This window comes from Streptomyces antibioticus (assembly GCF_002019855.1).
GTDB lineage: Bacteria > Actinomycetota > Actinomycetes > Streptomycetales > Streptomycetaceae > Streptomyces > Streptomyces antibioticus_B.
The window spans coordinates 1,436,340-1,455,597 of sequence record NZ_CM007717.1 but is presented as its reverse complement, the minus strand read 5'-3'; the positions used below and the strand labels follow the sequence as shown (position 1 = coordinate 1,455,597).

Genomic DNA, 19,258 nt, shown 5'->3' with positions numbered 1-19,258 from the left:
CGTCCGGGCACGCCGGTCGGGAACGCCGGTCGGACGACGCAGTCCCGTGGAGGCTCCGCATGCAGGCATGGCAGGTGCACGAGAACGGCGAGCCGAGCGAGGTGATGCGGCTCGAGGAGGTGGAGCGGCCCACGCCCGGCGACGGCCAGGTCCTGCTCAGGGTGCGCGCCGCGAACGTCAACTTCCCGGACGCGCTGATGTGCCGCGGCCACTACCAGGTCCGCCCGCCGCTGCCCTTCACCCCGGGCGTGGAGATCTGCGGCGAGACCGAGGACGGCCGCCGCGTCATCGCCAACCCGGCCCTGCCGTACGGCGGTTTCGCCGAGTACGCCGTCGCGGACGCCGCCGCCCTGCTGCCCGCCCCCGACGCGCTGGACGACGCCGAGGCCGCCGCCCTGCACATCGGCTACCAGACCGGCTGGTTCGGGCTGCACCGGCGGGCCGGGCTCGAAGCCGGCGAGACCCTGCTCGTGCACGCCGCCGCGGGCGGCGTCGGCACCGCGGCCGTCCAGCTCGGCAAGGCCGCCGGCGCCCGGGTCATCGGGGTCGTCGGCGGCGCCGACAAGGCCGCCGCGGCCCGGGAGGCGGGCTGTGACGTGGTGATCGACCGCCGTGCCGAGGACGTCGTCGCCGCCGTGAAGGAGGCCACCGGCGGCCGGGGCGCGGACGTGATCTACGACCCCGTCGGCGGCGACGCCTACACGCAGTCCACCAAGGTCGTCGCCTTCGAGGGCCGGATCGTGGTCGTCGGCTTCGCCAGCGGGACCATCCCGAGCCCCGCCCTGAACCACGCCCTGGTCAAGAACTACTCGATCCTCGGCCTGCACTGGGGCCTGTACAACACCAAGAACCCCAAGCTCGTCCTGCGCTGCCACGAGCAGCTCACCGAGCTGGCCGCGCGCGGCGCGATCAAGCCGCTGATCAGCGAGCGCGTCCCGCTCGCCGGGGCGGCCGCCGCCGTGCAGCGGGTCGCCGACGGCACCACCACCGGCCGGGTCGCCGTCGTACCGTCGCTGCGGAACGGAGCCGCCGCATGACGATCGACGCCGCCGAACTCACGCGCCGCACAGCCGAGTTGCTGGCCGCGCACCCGCCCGCCACCACCGACCGCCTCGACTTCCTCAAGGCCCGCTACGACGCGGGCCTGGCCTGGGTGCACTACCCGGAGGGCCTCGGCGGACTCGGCGCGCCGCGCTCCCTCCAGGCCGTCGTGGACACCGAGCTGGAGGCCGCCGGCGCCCCCGACAACGACCCGCGCCGGATCGGCATCGGCCTCGGCATGGCCGCGCCGACCCTCCTGAAGTACGGCACCGAGGAACAGAAACAGCGCTTCCTGCGGCCCCTGTGGGTGGGGGAGGAGGTCTGGTGCCAGCTCTTCAGCGAGCCGGGCGCCGGCTCCGACCTGGCCGCCCTCGGCACCCGGGCGGTCCGCGAGGGCGACACCTGGGTGGTCAACGGGCAGAAGGTGTGGACCTCCAGCGCCCATGTCGCCCGCTGGGCCATCCTCATCGCCCGCACCGACCCGGACGTGCCCAAGCACGCCGGTATCACCTACTTCGTCTGCGACATGACCGACCCCGGCGTCGAGGTGCGGCCGCTGCGCCAGATCACCGGTGAGGCCGAGTTCAACGAGGTCTTCCTCACCGACGTCCGCATCCCCGACTCCCGCCGCCTCGGCGAGGTCGGCGACGGCTGGCGCGTCGCGCAGACCACCCTGATGAACGAGCGCGTCTCCATCGGCGGCATGCGGCTGCCCCGCGAGGGCGGCATGATCGGCCCCGTCTCCCGCACCTGGCGCGAGCGCCCCGAGCTGCGCACCCACGATCTGCACCAGCGGCTGCTGAAGCTGTGGGTCGAGGCCGAGGTCGCCCGCCTCACCGCCGAGCGCCTGCGCCAGCAGCTCGTCGCGGGCCAGCCCGGCTACGAGGGCTCCGGTATGAAACTCGCCTTCGCCCGCCTCAACCAGGAGATCAGCGGCCTGGAGGTCGAACTGCGCGGCGAGGAAGGGCTGTTGTACGACGACTGGACCATGCGCCGTCCGGAACTGGTCGACTTCACCGGCCGGGACGCCGGCTACCGCTACCTTCGCTCCAAGGGCAACAGCATCGAGGGCGGGACCAGCGAGGTCCTGCTGAACATCGTCGCCGAGCGCGTTCTGGGCCTGCCCGCCGAACCGCGCACCGACAAGGACGTCGCGTGGAAGGACCTGTCCCGATGAAGCCGCAGCCGACGCAGCCCGACCTGCTGTACTCGGAGGAGGAAGAGGCGCTGCGCGCGGCCGTACGGGATCTGCTGGCCGACCACTGCGACGCGCCCTCGGTCATCGCGCGCGCCGAGTCCGACGCCCCGCACGACCCGGCCGCCTGGAAGGCGCTGGCCGACGGGATGGGGCTGGCCGGACTGCTGATCCCCGAGGCGCAGGGCGGACAGGGCGCCACGCACCGCGAAGCCGCCGTCGTCCTGGAGGAGTTGGGCCGCGCGGTCGCGCCCGTGCCGTATCTGACCAGTGCCGTGGTCGCCACCGAGGCGCTGCTCGCCTGCCAGGACGAGGAACTGCTCGGACGGCTGGCGTCGGGGCGAACCGTCGGCGTGCTCGCGGTCGGCCTCCACACCGCCCCCGGCGCCGCCTTCCCGGCCGTACGCCTCGAAGCGGGCGCCCTGCACGGCGAGTTGACCGGCATCGCGGACGCGGCGGCCGCCGACGTGCTGCTGGTGCCCGCCGCCGACGGCGGGCTGTACGCGGTCGAGGCCGCCGACGCGACCGTCACCCCGCAGATCTCCCTCGACCTGACCCGCCCGCTCGCCACCGTCACCCTCACCGGTGCCGCGGGCCGCCGGATCGGGGACGCCGAACCCGCCGTGCGGCGCGCGCTGTCGGCCGGTGCCGGGCTGCTCGCCTCCGAACAACTCGGGCTCGCCGACTGGGCGTTGACCGAGACCGTCCGCTATCTCAAGGACCGCAAGCAGTTCAACCGTCCGGTCGGCGGCTTCCAGGCGCTCAAGCACCGGCTCGCCCAGCTCTGGCTGGAGGTCGTCAACCTGCGGGCCGCCGCCCGGGGCGCCGCCGACGCGCTCGCCACCGGCCATGACATCGACGTGGCGGTCGCCGTCGCCCAGGCGTACGCGGCGTCCGTCGCCGTCCGGGCCGCCGAGGAGGCCCTGCAACTGCACGGCGGCATCGGCATGACCTGGGAACACCCCGTCCACCTGTGCCTCAAGCGGGCCAAGGCCGACTCGATCGCCTACGGCACGGCGGGCGCCCACCGCGAGGCGCTGGCCGAACTGGTCGACCTGCGCGCGCCCTGAGCGTCACGCGGCGAAGCCCGCCCCGGGCCGGGGCGGGCTTTTCCGTGCGCTCGCGCGGGAGGGGCGAAGAGGGGTGAACAAGGGGCGGCGGTCCGGCCAACTCCTCGCGTGCGGCGGTTCGTTGTGGTGCGCGCGGCCCCATACTCCCTGTGGTTCGGACCCGCCCCACAGGGAGGAACACCATGTCCTTCGTCACCCGTCGCCGAGCGCTCACCGGCCTCGCCGTCACCGCCGCCGCGGTGCTCGCCCCGCCCGCCGGCAGCGCCTTCGCCACCGATGCCTCGGCCGACGGCCGCCCGCCCGGCCCCCGCCCGCTGTGGCGGGCCCACGCCCACAACGACTACGAGCACCCCCGCCCCCTCCTCGACGCCCTCGACCACCGCTTCGGCAGCGTCGAGGCCGACATCTTCCTGGTCGACGGCGCACTCCTCGTCGCCCACTCGGCGGACCAGCTCGACCCCGCCCGCACCCTGGAGTCCCTCTACCTCGCCCCGCTCGCCGCCCGGGTGCGGGCCCACCACGGCTCGGTGTACCGGGGACACCGGCAGCCCCTGCAACTGCTCGTCGACATCAAGACCGAGGGCGCCTCGACCTACCTCGCGCTCGACCACCAACTGCGCCGGTACCACGGCCTGTTCACTACCTACGCGCACGGCAGGGTGTGGCCGGGCGCGGTCACCGCCGTCGTCTCCGGCGACCGGGCGGCCCGCGTCCCCCTGGCGGCGCAGGCCGTGCGCCACGCCTTCTACGACGGACGGCTCGCCGACCTCGGGACCACCGACGCCGCCTTCGCCCCGCTGATCAGCGACAACTGGACCCTGAACTTCGGATGGCTCGGCGTCGGCGCCTTCCCCGAGGCGGAGCGGCGCAGACTGCGCACGATCGTCGCGGCGGCCCACGCGCGCGGCCAGCGGGTACGGTTCTGGGCCACCCCGGACCTCGCCGGACCCGCCCGTGACGCGGTGTGGACGGAACTCCTCGCCGCGGGCGTCGACCACCTCAACACCGACGACCTGGCCGGCCTGGAGGCGTTCCTCGACGCGCGCCGGACGCCGTAGACACCACTCGTTCGGCGGACAGGTCAGCCGCCCTGACGAACCCTCCGTTACGCCACACTTGCGGCCGAACGCCGCGAAAGCGGACGTGGCGGAGGAGGTTGACGATGGCCGTTTCCATTTCCGTGGTGCTGTTGCTGCTGATCCTGGCGGTGATCTTCCTGCGCAACGGCGGACTGAAGATGTCGCACGCGCTGGTCTGTCTGCTGCTCGGCTTCTTCCTGGCCGGTACGAGCATGGCGCCCACCATCCAGAGCGGCCTCACGGCGACCGCCGACATCGTGGGCAGTCTCCGGCCCTGAGGCCGGGGCCGCCTATCGGGTGAAGACCCCGATGCCGTTCGGCACGGCACGCTCGGCGCCGCCCGAGGGACGGTTGCGGACCGTCACCCGGGCGGCGCCCGGCGCCCGGGTCACCAGGGTGGTCGAGCCGCCGCCGTCCAGGCTGAACCCCTCGGTGGCGCCGAGCGCCCTCAGCGCGGCGGCGACCTCGGCGACCGTCAGACCCGTGCGGTGAGCGGCCGCGCCGTCCAGCGCGAACAGATACACCCGCCGTCCGCCCGCGCCGATCCCGACGGCCGTCCGCACCGCCGTGACCCGGGTGTCCAGACCGGCCCGGGCCCTGCCGCCCGCCAGCACCGGGTACCCGCCGACCGCGAAGCGGTACGCCGCGGACGACGCGGAGTCCAGTCCGTACCGCACGGTCACGCGCTCGCCCACCCGGAGTGTCCGCAGGCGCGCCGCGCCCGCCTCCCGGCCGAGGAGCACCGTGGTGCCCGCGGCGACGGCACCGCTCCCGGGCCTGGCCGACGCCGACACCACCTGGCCCCTCCTGACCGTCACCTCGTAGGTCCTGGTGGCGCACGGGGCGGCCCGGTCGGTGTCCGTGCCGCAGACGGCCCGGGTGCGCGCGACGCCGCCCCAGTCGGAGGTGAAGGCGCCGATCGAGTTCTCCGGCAGCGCGTACTGGTTGAGCCCGCGCAACGTCAGCCGCCGTCCGAGGGCGCTCACCGAGCCCGACAGCGACAGACTGTCCACCCGGGCCCGGCCGCCGGTGTCCACGCCGACCACGGCCTCGGTGCCGGTGCCCGGCGGCAGCTCGGGCCCGAACCGCTGCCCGACCGGGACGGCCCCCTTGAGCACCCGGCCCTCGGCGATCGCCGGACCCACGCTCGCGCCGGTCGCCGGGACGCCCGGATGCTGGGTCTCCGAGATGTTGAAGAAGTCGCCGTTGATCCCGGCGACGGCCCGCCGGGCGTCGGCCAGCGAGGACAGGCGCGCACGCGCCGCGACCGCCCCCGGGTACAGCAGCCCGAGCCGCACCCGGCCATGGCCGAGGTCGACGTTCAGCACATGCGCGCGGGCCGTCCCCGCGGCCGCCGCAAGGTCGTACTGCCGGTACGTCACCCCCGGCGCCACGGTGGTCCAGACGGGCGCGGCGCCCGCCGGAGCCGCCCCCACCAGGACGGTCGCGGCGAGCGTCGCGAGCGCCGCCGACACTGCGGGCGTACGCTGTACGACCGTCCCGAACCATGTCCGACGTCGTGTCACGAAGCCGACCCCCCTGGGAAGTTCTGCCTGTCCGCAGCCATGGTCACGGGCAGGGGGAACGGCCGCCGGGAGCGCCGGGCAAGTCCACGCGGACGAGTGACAGCGGGGACACCGGCCGGTGCCGTCGTGGGGGAGGGGGCTCAGAGCACCCGGCCGCGCCGCCTGCCCCGGTTGCGGCGGCGGCGCAGCCGGGTGCGGCTGGTCCGCAGCAGGGCGGCGGACTCCGGGGCGCGCGCGGCCAGTTCGGTCAGGGCCGGATGGACGCCGGCCTGTCTCAGGTGTGCGGCGACCGGATCACCGAGGCGCGTGGCGGCGGCCTCCCGCCGTTCGCTCAGCCCCAGCCAGTGGAACTGCCCGAGCAGCGCCGCGCCGACGACGACGGACGCCGTCCAGTCGACGGCTCCCCGCGGCCGTCCGTCGAGCAGCGCGACCGTGGTGAAGGTCATCTCCAGGACCAGCAGCAGGACGCCGATCACCGTCAGACATCCGGCCGGGCGCGGCGGGCGCGGTCGCCCCGCCGCGAGCCGGTCCCGTACGGCCGTGTGGAAGTCCGCGCGGGCGGCACGGAAGGCGGTGTCGTGCGCCAGGAGGTTGCCCAGGGCGGCCGACGCGGTGCGGCGCCGCAGGGCGGTGAGCAGGGCGTCCGGCAGCGGGTGACCCGCCGTGCGGGCGGGATCGGCGCCCGCGGCGGTCAGGCTCAGATTGCCGCGGTGGTTGACGGTGACCAGCCCGTCCAGCACCAGTCGCGCGGCGGCGGCCTGGACGTCGTCCTCGGGCCACCAGCGGTCGTCGGCGCCGGCGTACGGATCGTCCGACAGCGCGGCGGCGCACCGCTCGGCCACCGCCCGCCGCCATCGTGTCTCCCGCCGGTGGCGCAGGCCGGACGACCCGTACAGCAGCGCTGTGACGGGCGGTACGACACAGGCCAGCGCCACGGAGATCACGGGCCGAGACTACGGGCCGCACCCATCGCGCCCGCGGCCCGTCCGAGATCTTTGTCCTGGGAGTGGAGAAAGTCGTGTCGAATTGCTGCACGACTTCTTCCCAGGGTCGGCGGCCGCTGCTACGTTCCCCTCGAAAGCCAGTCACCTGGTGGCCGAATCTTGGCGGGGAGGGGTTCGTGAGACGTATGACGGCACGACCTGCGAACGCGCACCAGTCCCGGCTGCTCACCCTGCTCCGTGACGGTGGCCCCAACTCCCGTGCGCAGCTCGGCGATCAGGTGGAGCTGTCGCGGTCCAAGCTGGCCGTGGAGGTGGACCGGCTGCTGGAGACGGGCCTCGTGGTCGCCGACGGACTCGCCGCCTCGCGCGGTGGCCGCCGCTCCCACAACATCCGGCTCAACCCCGGTCTGCGTTTCCTCGGCGTCGACATCGGCGCGACCTCGGTCGATGTCGCCGTCACCAACGCCGAACTGGAGATCCTCGGCCATCTCACCCGGCCGATGGACGTCCGCGAGGGTCCCGTCGCCGTCTTCGAGCAGGTCCTGGAGATGGCCGGGAAGCTCCGGGCCACCGGGCTCGCCGAGGGCTTCGACGGCGCCGGCATCGGCGTCCCCGGGCCCGTCCGGTTCCCCGAGGGCGTGCCGGTCGCGCCGCCGATCATGCCGGGCTGGGACGGCTTCCCGGTGCGGGAGGCGCTCAGCCAGGAACTCGGCTGCCCGGTCATGGTCGACAACGACGTGAACCTCATGGCCATGGGGGAGCAGCACGCCGGGGTCGCCCGGCCCGTCGCCGACTACCTCTGCGTCAAGATCGGCACCGGTATCGGCTGCGGCATCGTCGTCGGCGGGCAGGTCTACCGCGGCACCACCGGCAGCGCGGGCGACATCGGCCATATCCAGGCGGTACCGGACGGCAGGCCCTGCGCCTGCGGCAACCGGGGCTGCCTGGAGGCCCACTTCAGCGGCGCGGCCCTGGCCAGGGACGCCCTGGAGGCGGTCCAGCAGGGGCTGTCCGCCGAACTCGCCGCCCGGCTGGAGGCGAACGGCACCCTCACCGCCGTCGACGTCGCGGCCGCGGCCGCCGCGGGCGACGCCACCGCGCTCGACCTGATCCGCGCGGGCGGCACCCGGGTGGGGCAGGTCATCGCCGGACTCGTGTCCTTCTTCAACCCCGGCCTGGTGGTGATCGGCGGCGGGGTGACCGGCCTCGGCCACACCCTGCTCGCCGCGATCCGCACCCAGGTCTACCGCCAGTCGCTTCCGCTGGCGACCCGCAACCTCCCCATCGTGCTGGGCGAGCTGGGACCCACCGCCGGTGTCATCGGCGGAGCCCGGCTGATCAGCGACCACCTCTTCTCACCCGCGTAGCCGGCCGCCGCCCGCGCGGCCGCCCTCTCACCCCGCTCCGCCCCGTCGCGCTCACCCCTGCCCTGACACCGGCCCGCACGTCCGCCGAGGGGAACCACATGGCACCCGAACCACCCCTGCTCAGCATGTCCGGCATCACCAAGTCGTTCCCCGGAGTCCGTGCCCTGGACGGCGTCGACCTCGACGTCCAGGCCGGTGAGGTGCACTGTCTGCTCGGCCAGAACGGCGCCGGGAAGTCCACCCTCATCAAGGTCCTGGCCGGCGCGCATCTGCCCGACGAGGGCACCGTCCGCTGGCGCGGCGAACCCGTCGCCCCGCGCTCGCCGAGCGCCGCCATGCGCCTCGGCATCGCCACCATCTACCAGGAACTCGACCTGGTGGAGCATCTGTCGGTGGCGGAGAACGTGTACCTCGGCCATGAGCCGACCGCCGCCGGGTTCGTGGTCCGCGGCAGGGCGGCCAGGGCGTCGACGGCCGCGCTGCTGGGGCGGCTCGGGCATCCCGAGATCGATCCGGGCGCCCTGGTGGGGAGGCTGTCGGCCGCCCAGCGGCAGATCGTCTCCATGGCCCGGGCCCTCTCGCACGACGTGCGGCTCATCGTCATGGACGAGCCGTCCGCCGCGCTCGACCCCGACGAGGTCGACAACCTCTTCCGGATCGTCGGGGACCTCACCGCCGACGGGGTCGCGGTCGTCTACATCTCCCACCGCCTGGAGGAGATCCGCCGCATCGGCGACCGGGTGACCGTGTTGAAGGACGGGCGGGCGGTCGCGGGGGGACTGCCCGCCCGGTCCACCCCGACCCGGGACGTGGTCGCCCTGATGACCGGCCGCACCGTCGAGTACGTCTTCCCCGACCGGCCGTCCGAGCCGCCCACCGCGCCCGCCGTGCTCCAGGTGCGCGGCCTCGCCCGGGACGGCGAGTTCGCGCCCCTCGACCTCGATCTGCGGCCCGGGGAGATCGTCGGCCTCGCCGGCCTGGTCGGCTCCGGACGCTCCGAGATCCTGGAGACCATCTACGGCGCCCGCAGGCCGACGGCCGGTCAAGTCCTTGTTCAGGGACGGCCGTTGCGGCCCGGCAGTGTGCGCGCGGCGGTGCGGGCCGGGCTCGGGCTCGCCCCCGAGGAACGCAAGGCGCAGGCGCTGCTGATGCTGGAGTCCGTCACCCGCAACGTCTCCGTCTCCACCCTCGGACGCTTCGCGCGGGCCGGCTGGATCGACCGGGGCGCCGAACGCGCCGCCGCCCGGGCCGCCGTCCGTGAACTGTCGCTGCGGCCCGACGACCCGGACGTCCCCGTCCGCACGCTCTCCGGCGGCAACCAGCAGAAGGCCGTCCTCGCCCGCTGGCTGCTGCGCGGCTGCCGGGTGCTGCTCCTGGACGAACCCACCCGGGGCGTCGACGTCGGCGCGCGCGCCGAACTGTACGCCGTGGTGAGGCGGTTGGCCGACGAGGGACTGGCCGTGCTCCTCGTCTCCAGCGAGGTGCCCGAGGTCCTCGGCCTCGCCGACCGCGTCCTGGTGCTGCGGGAGGGGCGGGTCGTGCACACCGCGCCCGCCCGGCAGCTCGACGAACACCGAGTCCTCGATCTCGTCCTGGAAGGAAGCCCGGCGTCATGACGCAGCACGCCTCCCCGCCCCGGGACGCCACCGGCAAGCTCCCGCCGGCCGGCCGTCTCCCGTCCTGGCGCCTGATGTCGGCCCGCGCCGACGTGCGCACCCTGTCCCTGCTCGGGGTGCTCGCCGTCCTCGTCGTCATCGGCGGGGTCACCGAGCCCGACTCCTTCCTCGACGTACGGAACCTCCAACTCATCCTGACCCAGGCGTCGGTGATCGGGGTCGTCACCGTCGGCATGACCTTCGTGATCACCTCCGGCGGCATCGACCTGTCCGTCGGCGCGATCGTCGCCCTCGCCTCCGTGTGGGCGACCACCGTCGCCACCCAGGAGTACGGCTTCGCCGGGATCCTCTTCACCGCGGTGCTCGTCGGCCTCGGCTGCGGCCTGGTCAACGGCGTGCTCGTCGCCTACGGCCGGATGGTCCCCTTCATCGCGACCCTCGCCATGCTCGCCTCGGCGCGCGGCCTCGCCCTCCAGATCACCGACGGCCGCACCCAGGTCGTCACCGTCGACTCCGTCCTCTCGCTCGGCGAACGCGACGCCTACGTGCTCGGCATCCCGCCGCTGTTCCTGGTGTTCGCGCTGGTCACGGTCGTCGGCTGGCTGGTGCTCAACCGCACCACCTTCGGCCGCCGCACGGTCGCCGTCGGCGGCAACGCCGAGGCCGCCCGGCTCGCCGGCATCGACGTCCGCCGCCAGCGGCTCTACCTCTACCTGCTGTCCGGCCTGTGCTGCGGCATCGCCGCCTTCCTGCTGATCGTGCTCTCCGGCTCCGGCCAGAACACCAACGGCAACCTCTACGAACTCGACGCCATCGCCGCCGCGATCATCGGCGGCACCCTGCTCAGCGGGGGCCGGGGCACCATCACCGGCTCCGTCCTCGGCGTCCTGATCTTCACCACGATCACCGACATCTTCGCCCTGAACAACCTCCAGAGCGACGTCCAGCAGATCGCCAAGGGCGCGATCATCGTCGCCGCCGTCCTGGTCCAGCGCCGTACCGCGAACACGACCTGAGGAAAGGGTTCACCGCCATGCCAGAGCAGACCAGCCACGCCATGAACGGGCGCACCAGCCGCAGAGGACTCCTCTTCGGGACCGCCGCCGTCTCCGCCGGAGCCTTCCTGGCCGCCTGCACCAGCAACGAGCCCAAGGACCAGGGCCCCGCCGCCGACAGCGGGCCGGCCGCCGACGACAAGCCCGGCAAGCACGTCACCATCGGCTTCGCCGGACCCCAGGCCGACCACGGCTGGCTCAACGCCATCAACGACAACGCCGAGAACCGGGCGAAGAAGTACTCCGACGTCTCCCTGGAGATCACCGAGGGCTCCAACGACACCGCCCAGCAGATCGGCCAGATCGAGACCCTCATCAACAAGAAGGTCGACGTCCTGGTGGTGCTCCCCGCCGACGGCAAGGCGCTCACCCAGGTCGGCCTCAAGGCGATGCGGGCCGGCATCCCGGTCATCAACCTCGACCGCATCTTCAACTCGGCGCAGGCGTACCGCTGCTGGATCGGCGGCGACAACTACGGCATGGGCCTGAACGCCGGTCACTACATCGGCGAGAAGCTCAAGGACAAGCCCGACGCCAAGGTCGTCGAACTCGCCGGCCTCGACAACCTGGAGCTGACCAAGCAGCGCACCCAGGGCTTCGACGACGCCCTGCGCAACTACCCCAACATCCGCAAGGTGGCCCGCCAGGCCGCCGAGTTCACCGTCGAGACCGGCCAGGCCAAGATGGCCCAACTCCTCCAGGCACAGCCCGACTTCGACGCCCTGTGGAACCACGACGACGACCAGGGCGTGGGCGCGCTGCGCGCCATCGAGCAGGCCGGACGGGACGGCTTCCTGATGGTCGGCGGGGCCGGCGCGCTCTCCGCGTTCCAGGCCATCAAGAAGGACGACGGCGTCCTCAAGGCGACCGTGCTCTACCCGCCGACCATGGCCGCCTCCGCCATCGACCTGGCCCGCGCCCTCGGCCAGGGCAAGGGCGTCGGCGGACTCGCCGAGTTCGAGATCCCGGCCTCGATCACCCTCTACTCGGCCGTCGTCGACAAGGACAACGTCGACCAGTACATGCCCACCGGCTTCCGGTGAGCCGCCCCGCGGCAGGGCCGGAGGCGGAGAAGGAAGAAGACGAAAGGGAGGACGAGCGCATGGAACCGGACCCCGGGCAACTGCCGTTGCGCGTCGGGATGGTCGGATACGCCTTCATGGGCGCCGCCCACTCGCAGGGCTGGCGCACCGCGGGCCGGGTCTTCGACCTGCCCCGGCAGCCCGTCCTGGCGGTGCTCTGCGGCCGTAACGCCACCGCCGTGCGCGCGGCGGCCGACCGGCACGGCTGGGCCGACGTCGAGACCGACTGGCGGGCCCTGGTCGCCCGGGACGACATCGACCTCGTCGACATCTGCACCCCCGGCGACAGCCACGCCGAGATCGCCCTCGCCGCGCTCGCCGCGGGCAAGCACGTGCTGTGCGAGAAGCCCCTGGCGAACAGCGTCGAGGAGGCCGAGGCGATGGCCCGCGCCGCCGAGACCGCCCGGGCGCGCGGCCGCACCGCGATGGTCGGCTTCAACTACCGCCGGGTGCCCGCCACCGCGCTCGCCCGCCGGATGGTCGCCGCCGGGCGGCTCGGCACCCTGCGCCACGTCCGGGTGTCCTACCTCCAGGACTGGCTGGGCGACCCGGAGTTCCCGCTGACCTGGCGGCTGCGCCGGGAAGCGGCCGGATCCGGCTCGCTGGGCGACCTCGGCGCGCACATCGTCGACCTCGCCCAGCATCTGGCGGGGGAGCGGCTGGCCGGTGTCTCCGCGCTCACGGAGACCTTCGTACGGGAACGCCCGCTGCCGGCCGCGGAGGGGCCCGGCACCGGTCCGGTCACCGTCGACGACGCCGCGCTGTTCACCGGCCGCTTCACCTCCGGCGCGCTCGCCACCTTCGAGGCCACCCGGTACGCCACCGGCCGCAAGAACGCGCTGCGCATCGAACTCAACGGCGAGCGCGGCTCGTTGGCCTTCGACCTGGAGCGGCTCAACGAACTCTGGTTCCACGACGCCACCGGGCCCGGCACCGAGGCGGGGTTCCGGCGGATCCTCGTCACCGAGCCCGACCACCCCTATCTGGACGCCTGGTGGCCGCCGGGACACGGCCTCGGCTACGAGCACACGTTCGTCCACCAGGCCCGCGATCTCGTCCACACCATCGCCGAGGGCCGCCGCCCCGACCCCTCCTTCGCCGACGGACTCCAGGTGCAGCGGGTCCTCGCGGCGGTGGAGGAGAGCGCGGCGAAGAACTCCGTGTACACGCCCGTCCCCGACTGACGCCCGTCCCCGACCGAGGAGGCCCGCCCATGCCACGCCCCTTCACCCTCTTCACCGGCCAGTGGGCCGACCTGCCGCTGGAGGAGGTCTGCCGGCTCGCCCGCGACTTCGGCTACGACGGACTCGAACTCGCCTGCTGGGGCGACCACTTCGAGGTCGACAAGGCGCTCGCCGACCCCGGCTACCTCGCCTCCCGCCACCAACTCCTCGACAAGTACGGCCTGAAGTGCTGGGCCGTCTCCAACCACCTGGTCGGGCAGGCCGTCTGCGACGCCATCATCGACGAACGCCACCTCGCGATCCTGCCCGACCCGGTGTGGGGCGACGGCGACCCCGAGGGCGTACGGCAGCGGGCGGCGGAGCGGATGCGGGACACGGCGCGGGCGGCGGCCGCGTTCGGCGTCGACACGGTGATCGGCTTCACCGGCTCCTCGATCTGGCACCTCGTGGCGATGTTCCCGCCCGCCCCCGAGGCCATGATCGAGCGCGGCTTCGAGGACTTCGCCGAGCGCTGGGACCCGATCCTCGACGTCTTCGACGCGGAGGGGGTGCGCTTCGCCCACGAGGTCCACCCCGGGGAGATCGCCTACGACTACTGGACCACCCTGCGCGCCCTCGAAGCGGTCGGCCACCGCTCCGCCTTCGGCCTCAACTTCGACCCCTCCCACTTCGTGTGGCAGGACCTCGACCCGGTCGGCTTCCTGTGGGACTTCCGCGACCGGATCTACCACGTGGACTGCAAGGAGGCCCGCAGACGCCTCGACGGCCGCAACGGCCGCCTCGGCTCCCACCTGCCCTGGGGCGACCCGCGCCGCGGCTGGGACTTCGTCTCGGCGGGCCACGGGGACGTGCCCTGGGAGGACGTCTTCCGCATGCTCCGCTCCATCGACTACCGCGGCCCGGTCTCGGTCGAATGGGAGGACGCCGGCATGGACCGCCTCCAGGGTGCCCCCGAGGCCCTCACCCACCTCAAGAAGTTCGACTTCGACCCCCCGACGTCGTCGTTCGACGCGGCGTTCTCCCACTGACCCACCCCACGCCGGGGCCACGAGCGCCGCCGCCCCGCACAGGGGACGGGACGGCACGCGCCGAGCCCCGCTCGGCGTGGGGTGGGTGCCGGTGGTCCCGGCCGTGCGGATGCGGGGGTACGGCGTAACGTCGTCTGTGTGGACGTCAGTGCCGGTGAGCTGGTGGCCCGCGCCGCGCATCGGCTCGGTGCGGGCGCGGAGCTGTTGATCGCGGACGTGGAGGTGTGTCTGCGCAAGGAGGTCCCCGAGCTGTGGGACCCGCCCGACCTGGCCCGGATGGCGTCGGAGAACATCGCCGAGCACATCAACGGCGTCCTGACCGACGTCGCCCGGGGCGTCGACCCCGACCGGATCGAACCCCCGCCCGCGGACGCCGAGCGCGCCCGCCGGCTCGCCAAGCACGGCACCTCCGTCAGCGCGCTGCTGCGCGCGCACCGGCTCGCCCAGGGCATCGTCTTCGACCGGCTCCTCGCCGAGCTGCCCGCGCTCACCGACGACACCGCGCTGGTCGTCGAGGCCGCACGCCGGATGATCATGACCGGGACGGAGTACGTGGACCGCGCCTCCCAGCAGGGCGTGGCGGCGTTCCAGGAGGAACGCGACCGCAGACTGCGCTGGCGCCTCGCGCTGGTCAGCGAGGTCAGCATGTGCGTCGGCACCACCCTGGACATCGCCCGCACCACCCAGGAGCTGGCGGACGTCGTCGTGGAACACTTCGCCGACGCCGTCATCGTCGACCTCCTCGACTCCGTCCTCAGCGGCCACGACCAGCCCCAGGCGGACCCGCCCGTCCTGCGCCGCGTCGCCGGACGGGCCGTGCCGCCCGCCGTCGAGATCCCCGGCGGCACCGTCCCGCCGGACAGCCTGCACACCTACCCGAAGGACTCACCGCCGTACCGCGCCCTCACCACCGGCCGGCCCAGCCGCGAGCACCCCGAGGACGCCGCCCACGACGAACCCGGCGCCCGCGTCCACTCCACGATGGCCGTCCCGCTGCGCGCCCGCGGCACCACCCTCGGTGTCGCCCAGCTCTTCCGCTACCGCGACCCCGACCTCTTCCACGACGAGGACCTGCTGCTCGCGCAGGAGATCGCCGCCCGGGCCGCGGTGGCCGTGGACAACGCCCGCCGCTACACCCACGCCCGCGCCGCCGCGCTCGCCCTCCAGCACAGCCTGCTCCCGCGCCGCACCCCCGAGCAGTCCGCCGTCGAGGTCGCCTGGCGGTATCTGCCCGCCGGCGCCCTGTCCGGCGTGGGCGGCGACTGGTACGACGTCATCCCGCTCTCCGGCGCCCGGGTCGCCCTCGTCGTCGGGGACGTCCTCGGACACGGCGTGCAGGCCGCCGCCACCATGGGCCGGCTGCGCACCGCCGTCCGCACCCTCGCCGACATCGACCTGCCCCCCGAGGAACTCCTCACCCACCTCGACGACGTCGTCCTGCGGCTGTCCGCCGAGGCGTCCGACGACCCCCCCGACGAGACCGACGCGACGGCCCCGGACCGGGACGTGTTCGGCACCGGCGCCACCGCCACCTGCCTCTACGCCGTCTACGACCCCGTCTCACGGCACTGCGCCCTCGCCCGCGCCGGCCACGTCCTGCCCGCCGCGCTGCGCCCCGACGGCACCGCCGAGATCCTCGACCTGCCGCCCGGCCCGCCCCTCGGCGTCGGCGGGCTGCCGTTCGAGGCGGCGGAGTTCGACCTGCCCGAGGGCACCGTCCTCGCCCTCTACACCAACGGCCTGATCAAGGGCGGCGACCACGACACCGAGGCCGGGCTGAACCGGCTGCGCCACGCCCTGACCCTCGCGGGACCCTCCCTGGAGGCCACCTGCGACCGGATGCTCGACGCCCTGCTGCCCGACCGCCCGGACGACGACGTGGCCCTGCTGCTGGCCCGCACCCGCGCCCTCGGCGAACGCCAGGTGGCCGTGTGGGAGCTGGACGCCGACCCCGCCGCCGTCGCCGGGGCGCGCGCGGACGTCACACGCCAACTGAACGACTGGGGACTGGAGACGCTGGACTTCACCACCGAACTCGTCGTCAGCGAACTGCTCACCAACGCCATCCGCTACGGCCGCCCCCCGATCCGGCTGCGCCTCATCCACGACCGCTCCCTGCTCTGCGAGGTGTCCGACTCCGGCAGCACCACCCCGCATCTGCGCCGGGCCCGCCACTTCGACGAGGGCGGCCGCGGCCTGTTCCTGGTCGCGCAGCTCGCCGAACGCTGGGGCACCCGCCACGGCCGCGACGGCAAGACCGTCTGGGCCGAACTGAGCGAGTCCGACGGCCTCCTCGCCGCCCTCGCCCTCGAATAGAGCGTTCTCAAAAACACCTCACACCGCCCGCGCCACCAGCAGCGCCACGTCGTCGTGGTCGTCGGGGTGGCGCAGGCCGTACAGCAGGAGGTCGCAGATCTCCTCCAGCGGCCGCTGGGGTTCGTCCAGGAAGCCGAGAAGGACGTTCAGCCGGTCGTCGATGGGATGCTGCCGGGTCTCCACCAGGCCGTCGGTGTACAGCACCAGCAGATCGCCCCGGCCCAGCTCGACCGTGGCGGTCTCGAAGGGGACCCCGCCGACACCGAGCGGCGCGCACGGCGGCAGGTCGAGCAGCACGGGCTCCCGGCCGGGGCGGGCCAGCGCGGGCGGCATATGTCCGGCGTTGGCGATCCGGCACCGCCCGGTCCGCGGGTCGTACACCGCGTACAGACAGGTCACGATGTAGTGCTCCAGATCGCAGGTGATCTTGTCCAGGTGCTGGAGCACATCACCGGGGTCCAGGTCGAGATCGGCGTAGGCGCAGGTCGCGGTGCGCAGCCGGCCCATGGTGGCGGCGGCGTCGATGCCGTTGCCCATCACGTCCCCGACGACCAGCGCGGTCTTGTCGTCGGTCAGCGGGATGACGTCGTACCAGTCGCCGCCGACCTCGCTGGTGGCCTGCGCGGGCTGGTAGCGGGAGGCCAGCTCCAGTCCCGTGTGGTGCGGCGCGTGGTCGGGCAGCAGGCTGCGCTGGAGGGTGAGGGCGGTGTTGCGCACGCTCTGGAACCAGCGGGCGTTGTCGATGGCGACGGCCGCGCGCCCGGCCAGCTCGGTGGCGAGGACCACGTCGTCGTCGTCGAACGGCAGCGGATTGCGGGTCCGTTTGAGGTCGAGGGCGCCCAGCACCTCGCCGTGCGCGATCAGCGGCACCGCCAGATACGAGTGCACGCCCGCCCGCGCCAGCATCGCCGCGGCCTCCGCGTCCCGGGCGATCCGCGGGATGTCCCGTTCGCCGACGTGCCGCACCAGCACCGGCCGCCCGGTGTGCACGCACAGGGTCACCAGCCGGTCGCCCTCGTAGGAGGCGATGTCGCCCGGCGGATCGGCGGCCCGCAGCGCCACCGTGGGATGCGCCGCCTTGAGGGCGAGGGCCCGGAACAGCTCGGGGCCGTTGTCGGGACGGCGGGAACGGCGGCAGGCCAGCGCCGAGTCGAGGATGTCCACGGCCACGACGTCGGCGAGCTGCGGGACGGCGATCTCGGCCAGCTCACGGGCCGTGCCCTCCACCTCCAGCGTGGTGCCCACCCGCGTCGACGCCTCCGCGACGAGCGCCAGCCGCCGCCTGGCCCGGTCGGCCTCCGCAGCCACCCGGTGCCGTTCGGTCACGTCGACGACGGACACGGCCGCCCCCAGCACCCGCCCGCCGGGGTCCTCGAGGCGGTAGAACGACAGCGACCAGGCGTGCTCGTGGTCGGGATCGGTCCGCGGGCTGCCCACGTGGTACTGGTCGAGCAGCGGGGTGCCGGTGGTCAGCACCTGGCGCAGTGCGGACTCGATGGTGTCGATGTCCGGCAGCGGCAGGGTCTCGCCGAGCCGGCGGCCCACATGGTCCTCGGCGGCCACGCCGTCGATCCGCTCCAGCGCCGGGTTGACCAGGATGTACCGCAGATCGGGGTCCAGCAGGGCGAGTCCGATCGGCGACTGGTTGATCAGCCGCTCGCACAGCGCGAGGTCGGTCTCCACCCGCTGGAGCAGGGCGTGGTCGGCCGCGATGCCCAGGGCGTAGACGTCCCCCAGGTCGTCCTGGAGCCGCATGTTGCGGAACTCCATCAGCCGGCTGCTGCCGTCCTTGTGCCGGATGGGGAAGGCGCCGGCCCAGGACCGCCCGGTCTCCAGCACCTCGGTGAACAGCCGCACCACGGACGGCAGATGCTCGGGATGGACGAACAGCCGGGCCGCGTACGCGCCGAGCGCCTCCTCGGCGCTGTAGCCGAACAGCTCCTCCGCCTGCGGGGTCCAGAACACGATCCGGCCCTGGGTGTCGACGACCATCGCGGACACGCTCAGCACGTCCAGGAGCCCGGTGCTCGGCGGCGCCCCGGCGGGGCTCGGACCGGCGTCGGACCCGAAGGGTTCGGTTGTCATCCCATCCTCCTCCACCGTACGGCGGGGCGCGGCGCCACCTGTCGGCACGCACCGCCCGCCCGGGATCCCACCGCCGGTACCTCCATGCTCCCTCCGCCCCGCCGGGTGCGGTAACGCGACGGGCGCGCCGAGGGCGATGCGGCGGCCGGATCGGGCGTCGCGCCGCGGCCGGATCGGGCGTGACGCGGCGGTCGGATCGGCGGTGATGCGGCGCCGGATCGGTGGTGGCGTGGTGGGTGCGCCGGTGGCGGGGGGCGGGCGGATCGGCGGTGGCGCGGCTGGCGGACCGGCGGTGGCGCGGTGGGTGCGCCCGTGGTGACGCGGCTGGCGTATCGGTGGCGGTGCGGCGGCTGGACCGGTGGTGGCGTGGCGGGCGCGCCGGCGGCGACACGGCGGGTGGATCGGTGGTGACGCGGTGGGTGCGCCGGTGGCGGCGTGGCGGGCGGATCGGCGGTGGCGCGGCTGGCGGACCGGCGGTGGCGCGGCGGGCGCGCCCGTGGTGACGCGGCTGGCGTATCGGTGGCGGCGCGGCGGCTGGACCGGTGGCGACACGGCTGGCGTATCGGTGGTGACGCGGTGGGTGCGTCGGTGGCGGCGCGGCGGCCGCATCGGCGGTGGCGCGGCGGGCGGACCGGTGGTGACTCGCCGGGTTCCCCGGCGGCGGCGTGGC

15 protein-coding genes are annotated in these 19,258 nt (G+C 74.0%); 12 read left to right on the top strand and 3 right to left on the bottom strand.

Annotated elements, in window-relative coordinates; translation table 11 throughout:
* Positions 1 to 59 precede the first annotated feature (59 nt).
* The 5 genes from AFM16_RS06345 (at position 60) to AFM16_RS06325 (ending at position 4,663) form a co-directional block, all read left to right on the top strand.
* Positions 60 to 1,037 (top strand): NADPH:quinone oxidoreductase family protein, encoded by a 978-nt coding sequence (locus AFM16_RS06345; RefSeq protein WP_078632716.1) that lies wholly within the window; start codon positions 60 to 62, stop codon positions 1,035 to 1,037.
* Complete coding sequence (locus AFM16_RS06340; RefSeq protein WP_078632715.1) at positions 1,034 to 2,218, top strand: acyl-CoA dehydrogenase family protein; 1,185 nt, start codon at positions 1,034 to 1,036, stop codon at positions 2,216 to 2,218. Before AFM16_RS06345 ends, AFM16_RS06340 begins: the two co-directional genes overlap by 4 nt.
* Positions 2,215 to 3,306: an acyl-CoA dehydrogenase family protein gene (locus tag AFM16_RS06335; protein WP_078632714.1), complete on the top strand. Its 1,092-nt coding sequence runs from the start codon at positions 2,215 to 2,217 to the stop codon at positions 3,304 to 3,306. Before AFM16_RS06340 ends, AFM16_RS06335 begins: the two co-directional genes overlap by 4 nt.
* 182 nt (positions 3,307 to 3,488) lie before the next feature.
* Positions 3,489 to 4,364 carry a phosphatidylinositol-specific phospholipase C/glycerophosphodiester phosphodiesterase family protein gene (locus tag AFM16_RS06330; RefSeq protein WP_078632713.1) on the top strand — a complete coding sequence of 292 codons (876 nt, stop codon included), beginning with the start codon at positions 3,489 to 3,491 and terminating at the stop codon, positions 4,362 to 4,364.
* A 104-nt stretch (positions 4,365 to 4,468) separates the two neighbouring features.
* Entirely contained in the window at positions 4,469 to 4,663 is a 195-nt protein-coding gene (locus AFM16_RS06325; protein ID WP_030786295.1) for a hypothetical protein, read from the top strand.
* Positions 4,664 to 4,675: 12 nt separating this feature from the next.
* On the opposite strand, the gene AFM16_RS06320 is transcribed toward AFM16_RS06325, so the two are convergent.
* Positions 4,676 to 5,911, bottom strand: a complete 1,236-nt coding sequence (locus tag AFM16_RS06320; RefSeq protein WP_078632712.1) for a phosphodiester glycosidase family protein — start codon at positions 5,909 to 5,911, stop codon at positions 4,676 to 4,678.
* A gap of 140 nt (positions 5,912 to 6,051) precedes the next feature.
* Positions 6,052 to 6,855: a hypothetical protein gene (locus AFM16_RS06315; protein WP_078632711.1), complete on the bottom strand. Its 804-nt coding sequence runs from the start codon at positions 6,853 to 6,855 to the stop codon at positions 6,052 to 6,054.
* A gap of 185 nt (positions 6,856 to 7,040) precedes the next feature.
* On the opposite strand from AFM16_RS06315, the gene AFM16_RS06310 reads away from it, so the two are divergent.
* The 7 genes from AFM16_RS06310 (at position 7,041) to AFM16_RS06280 (ending at position 16,503) form a co-directional block, all read left to right on the top strand.
* Positions 7,041 to 8,222, top strand: a complete 1,182-nt coding sequence (locus tag AFM16_RS06310) for an ROK family protein (protein ID WP_030786304.1) — start codon at positions 7,041 to 7,043, stop codon at positions 8,220 to 8,222.
* A gap of 98 nt (positions 8,223 to 8,320) precedes the next feature.
* Complete coding sequence (locus AFM16_RS06305; RefSeq protein ID WP_078632710.1) at positions 8,321 to 9,838, top strand: sugar ABC transporter ATP-binding protein; 1,518 nt, start codon at positions 8,321 to 8,323, stop codon at positions 9,836 to 9,838.
* On the top strand, positions 9,835 to 10,854 hold the full coding sequence (locus tag AFM16_RS06300) for an ABC transporter permease (protein ID WP_030786309.1): 1,020 nt from the start codon (positions 9,835 to 9,837) through the stop codon (positions 10,852 to 10,854). The genes AFM16_RS06305 and AFM16_RS06300 overlap by 4 nt, the downstream gene beginning before the upstream one ends.
* 41 nt (positions 10,855 to 10,895) lie before the next feature.
* On the top strand, positions 10,896 to 11,936 hold the full coding sequence (locus AFM16_RS06295) for a substrate-binding domain-containing protein (protein WP_078636858.1): 1,041 nt from the start codon (positions 10,896 to 10,898) through the stop codon (positions 11,934 to 11,936).
* A gap of 59 nt (positions 11,937 to 11,995) precedes the next feature.
* Positions 11,996 to 13,159: a Gfo/Idh/MocA family protein gene (locus AFM16_RS06290; protein WP_030786313.1), complete on the top strand. Its 1,164-nt coding sequence runs from the start codon at positions 11,996 to 11,998 to the stop codon at positions 13,157 to 13,159.
* A gap of 29 nt (positions 13,160 to 13,188) precedes the next feature.
* Positions 13,189 to 14,187: a sugar phosphate isomerase/epimerase family protein gene (locus AFM16_RS06285; RefSeq protein WP_030786316.1), complete on the top strand. Its 999-nt coding sequence runs from the start codon at positions 13,189 to 13,191 to the stop codon at positions 14,185 to 14,187.
* A gap of 138 nt (positions 14,188 to 14,325) precedes the next feature.
* Entirely contained in the window at positions 14,326 to 16,503 is a 2,178-nt protein-coding gene (locus tag AFM16_RS06280) for an ATP-binding SpoIIE family protein phosphatase (RefSeq protein ID WP_078632709.1), read from the top strand.
* An 18-nt stretch (positions 16,504 to 16,521) separates the two neighbouring features.
* On the opposite strand, the gene AFM16_RS06275 is transcribed toward AFM16_RS06280, so the two are convergent.
* Positions 16,522 to 18,588, bottom strand: a complete 2,067-nt coding sequence (locus AFM16_RS06275; protein ID WP_078632708.1) for a SpoIIE family protein phosphatase — start codon at positions 18,586 to 18,588, stop codon at positions 16,522 to 16,524.
* Between the last annotated feature and the right edge of the window lie 670 nt (positions 18,589 to 19,258).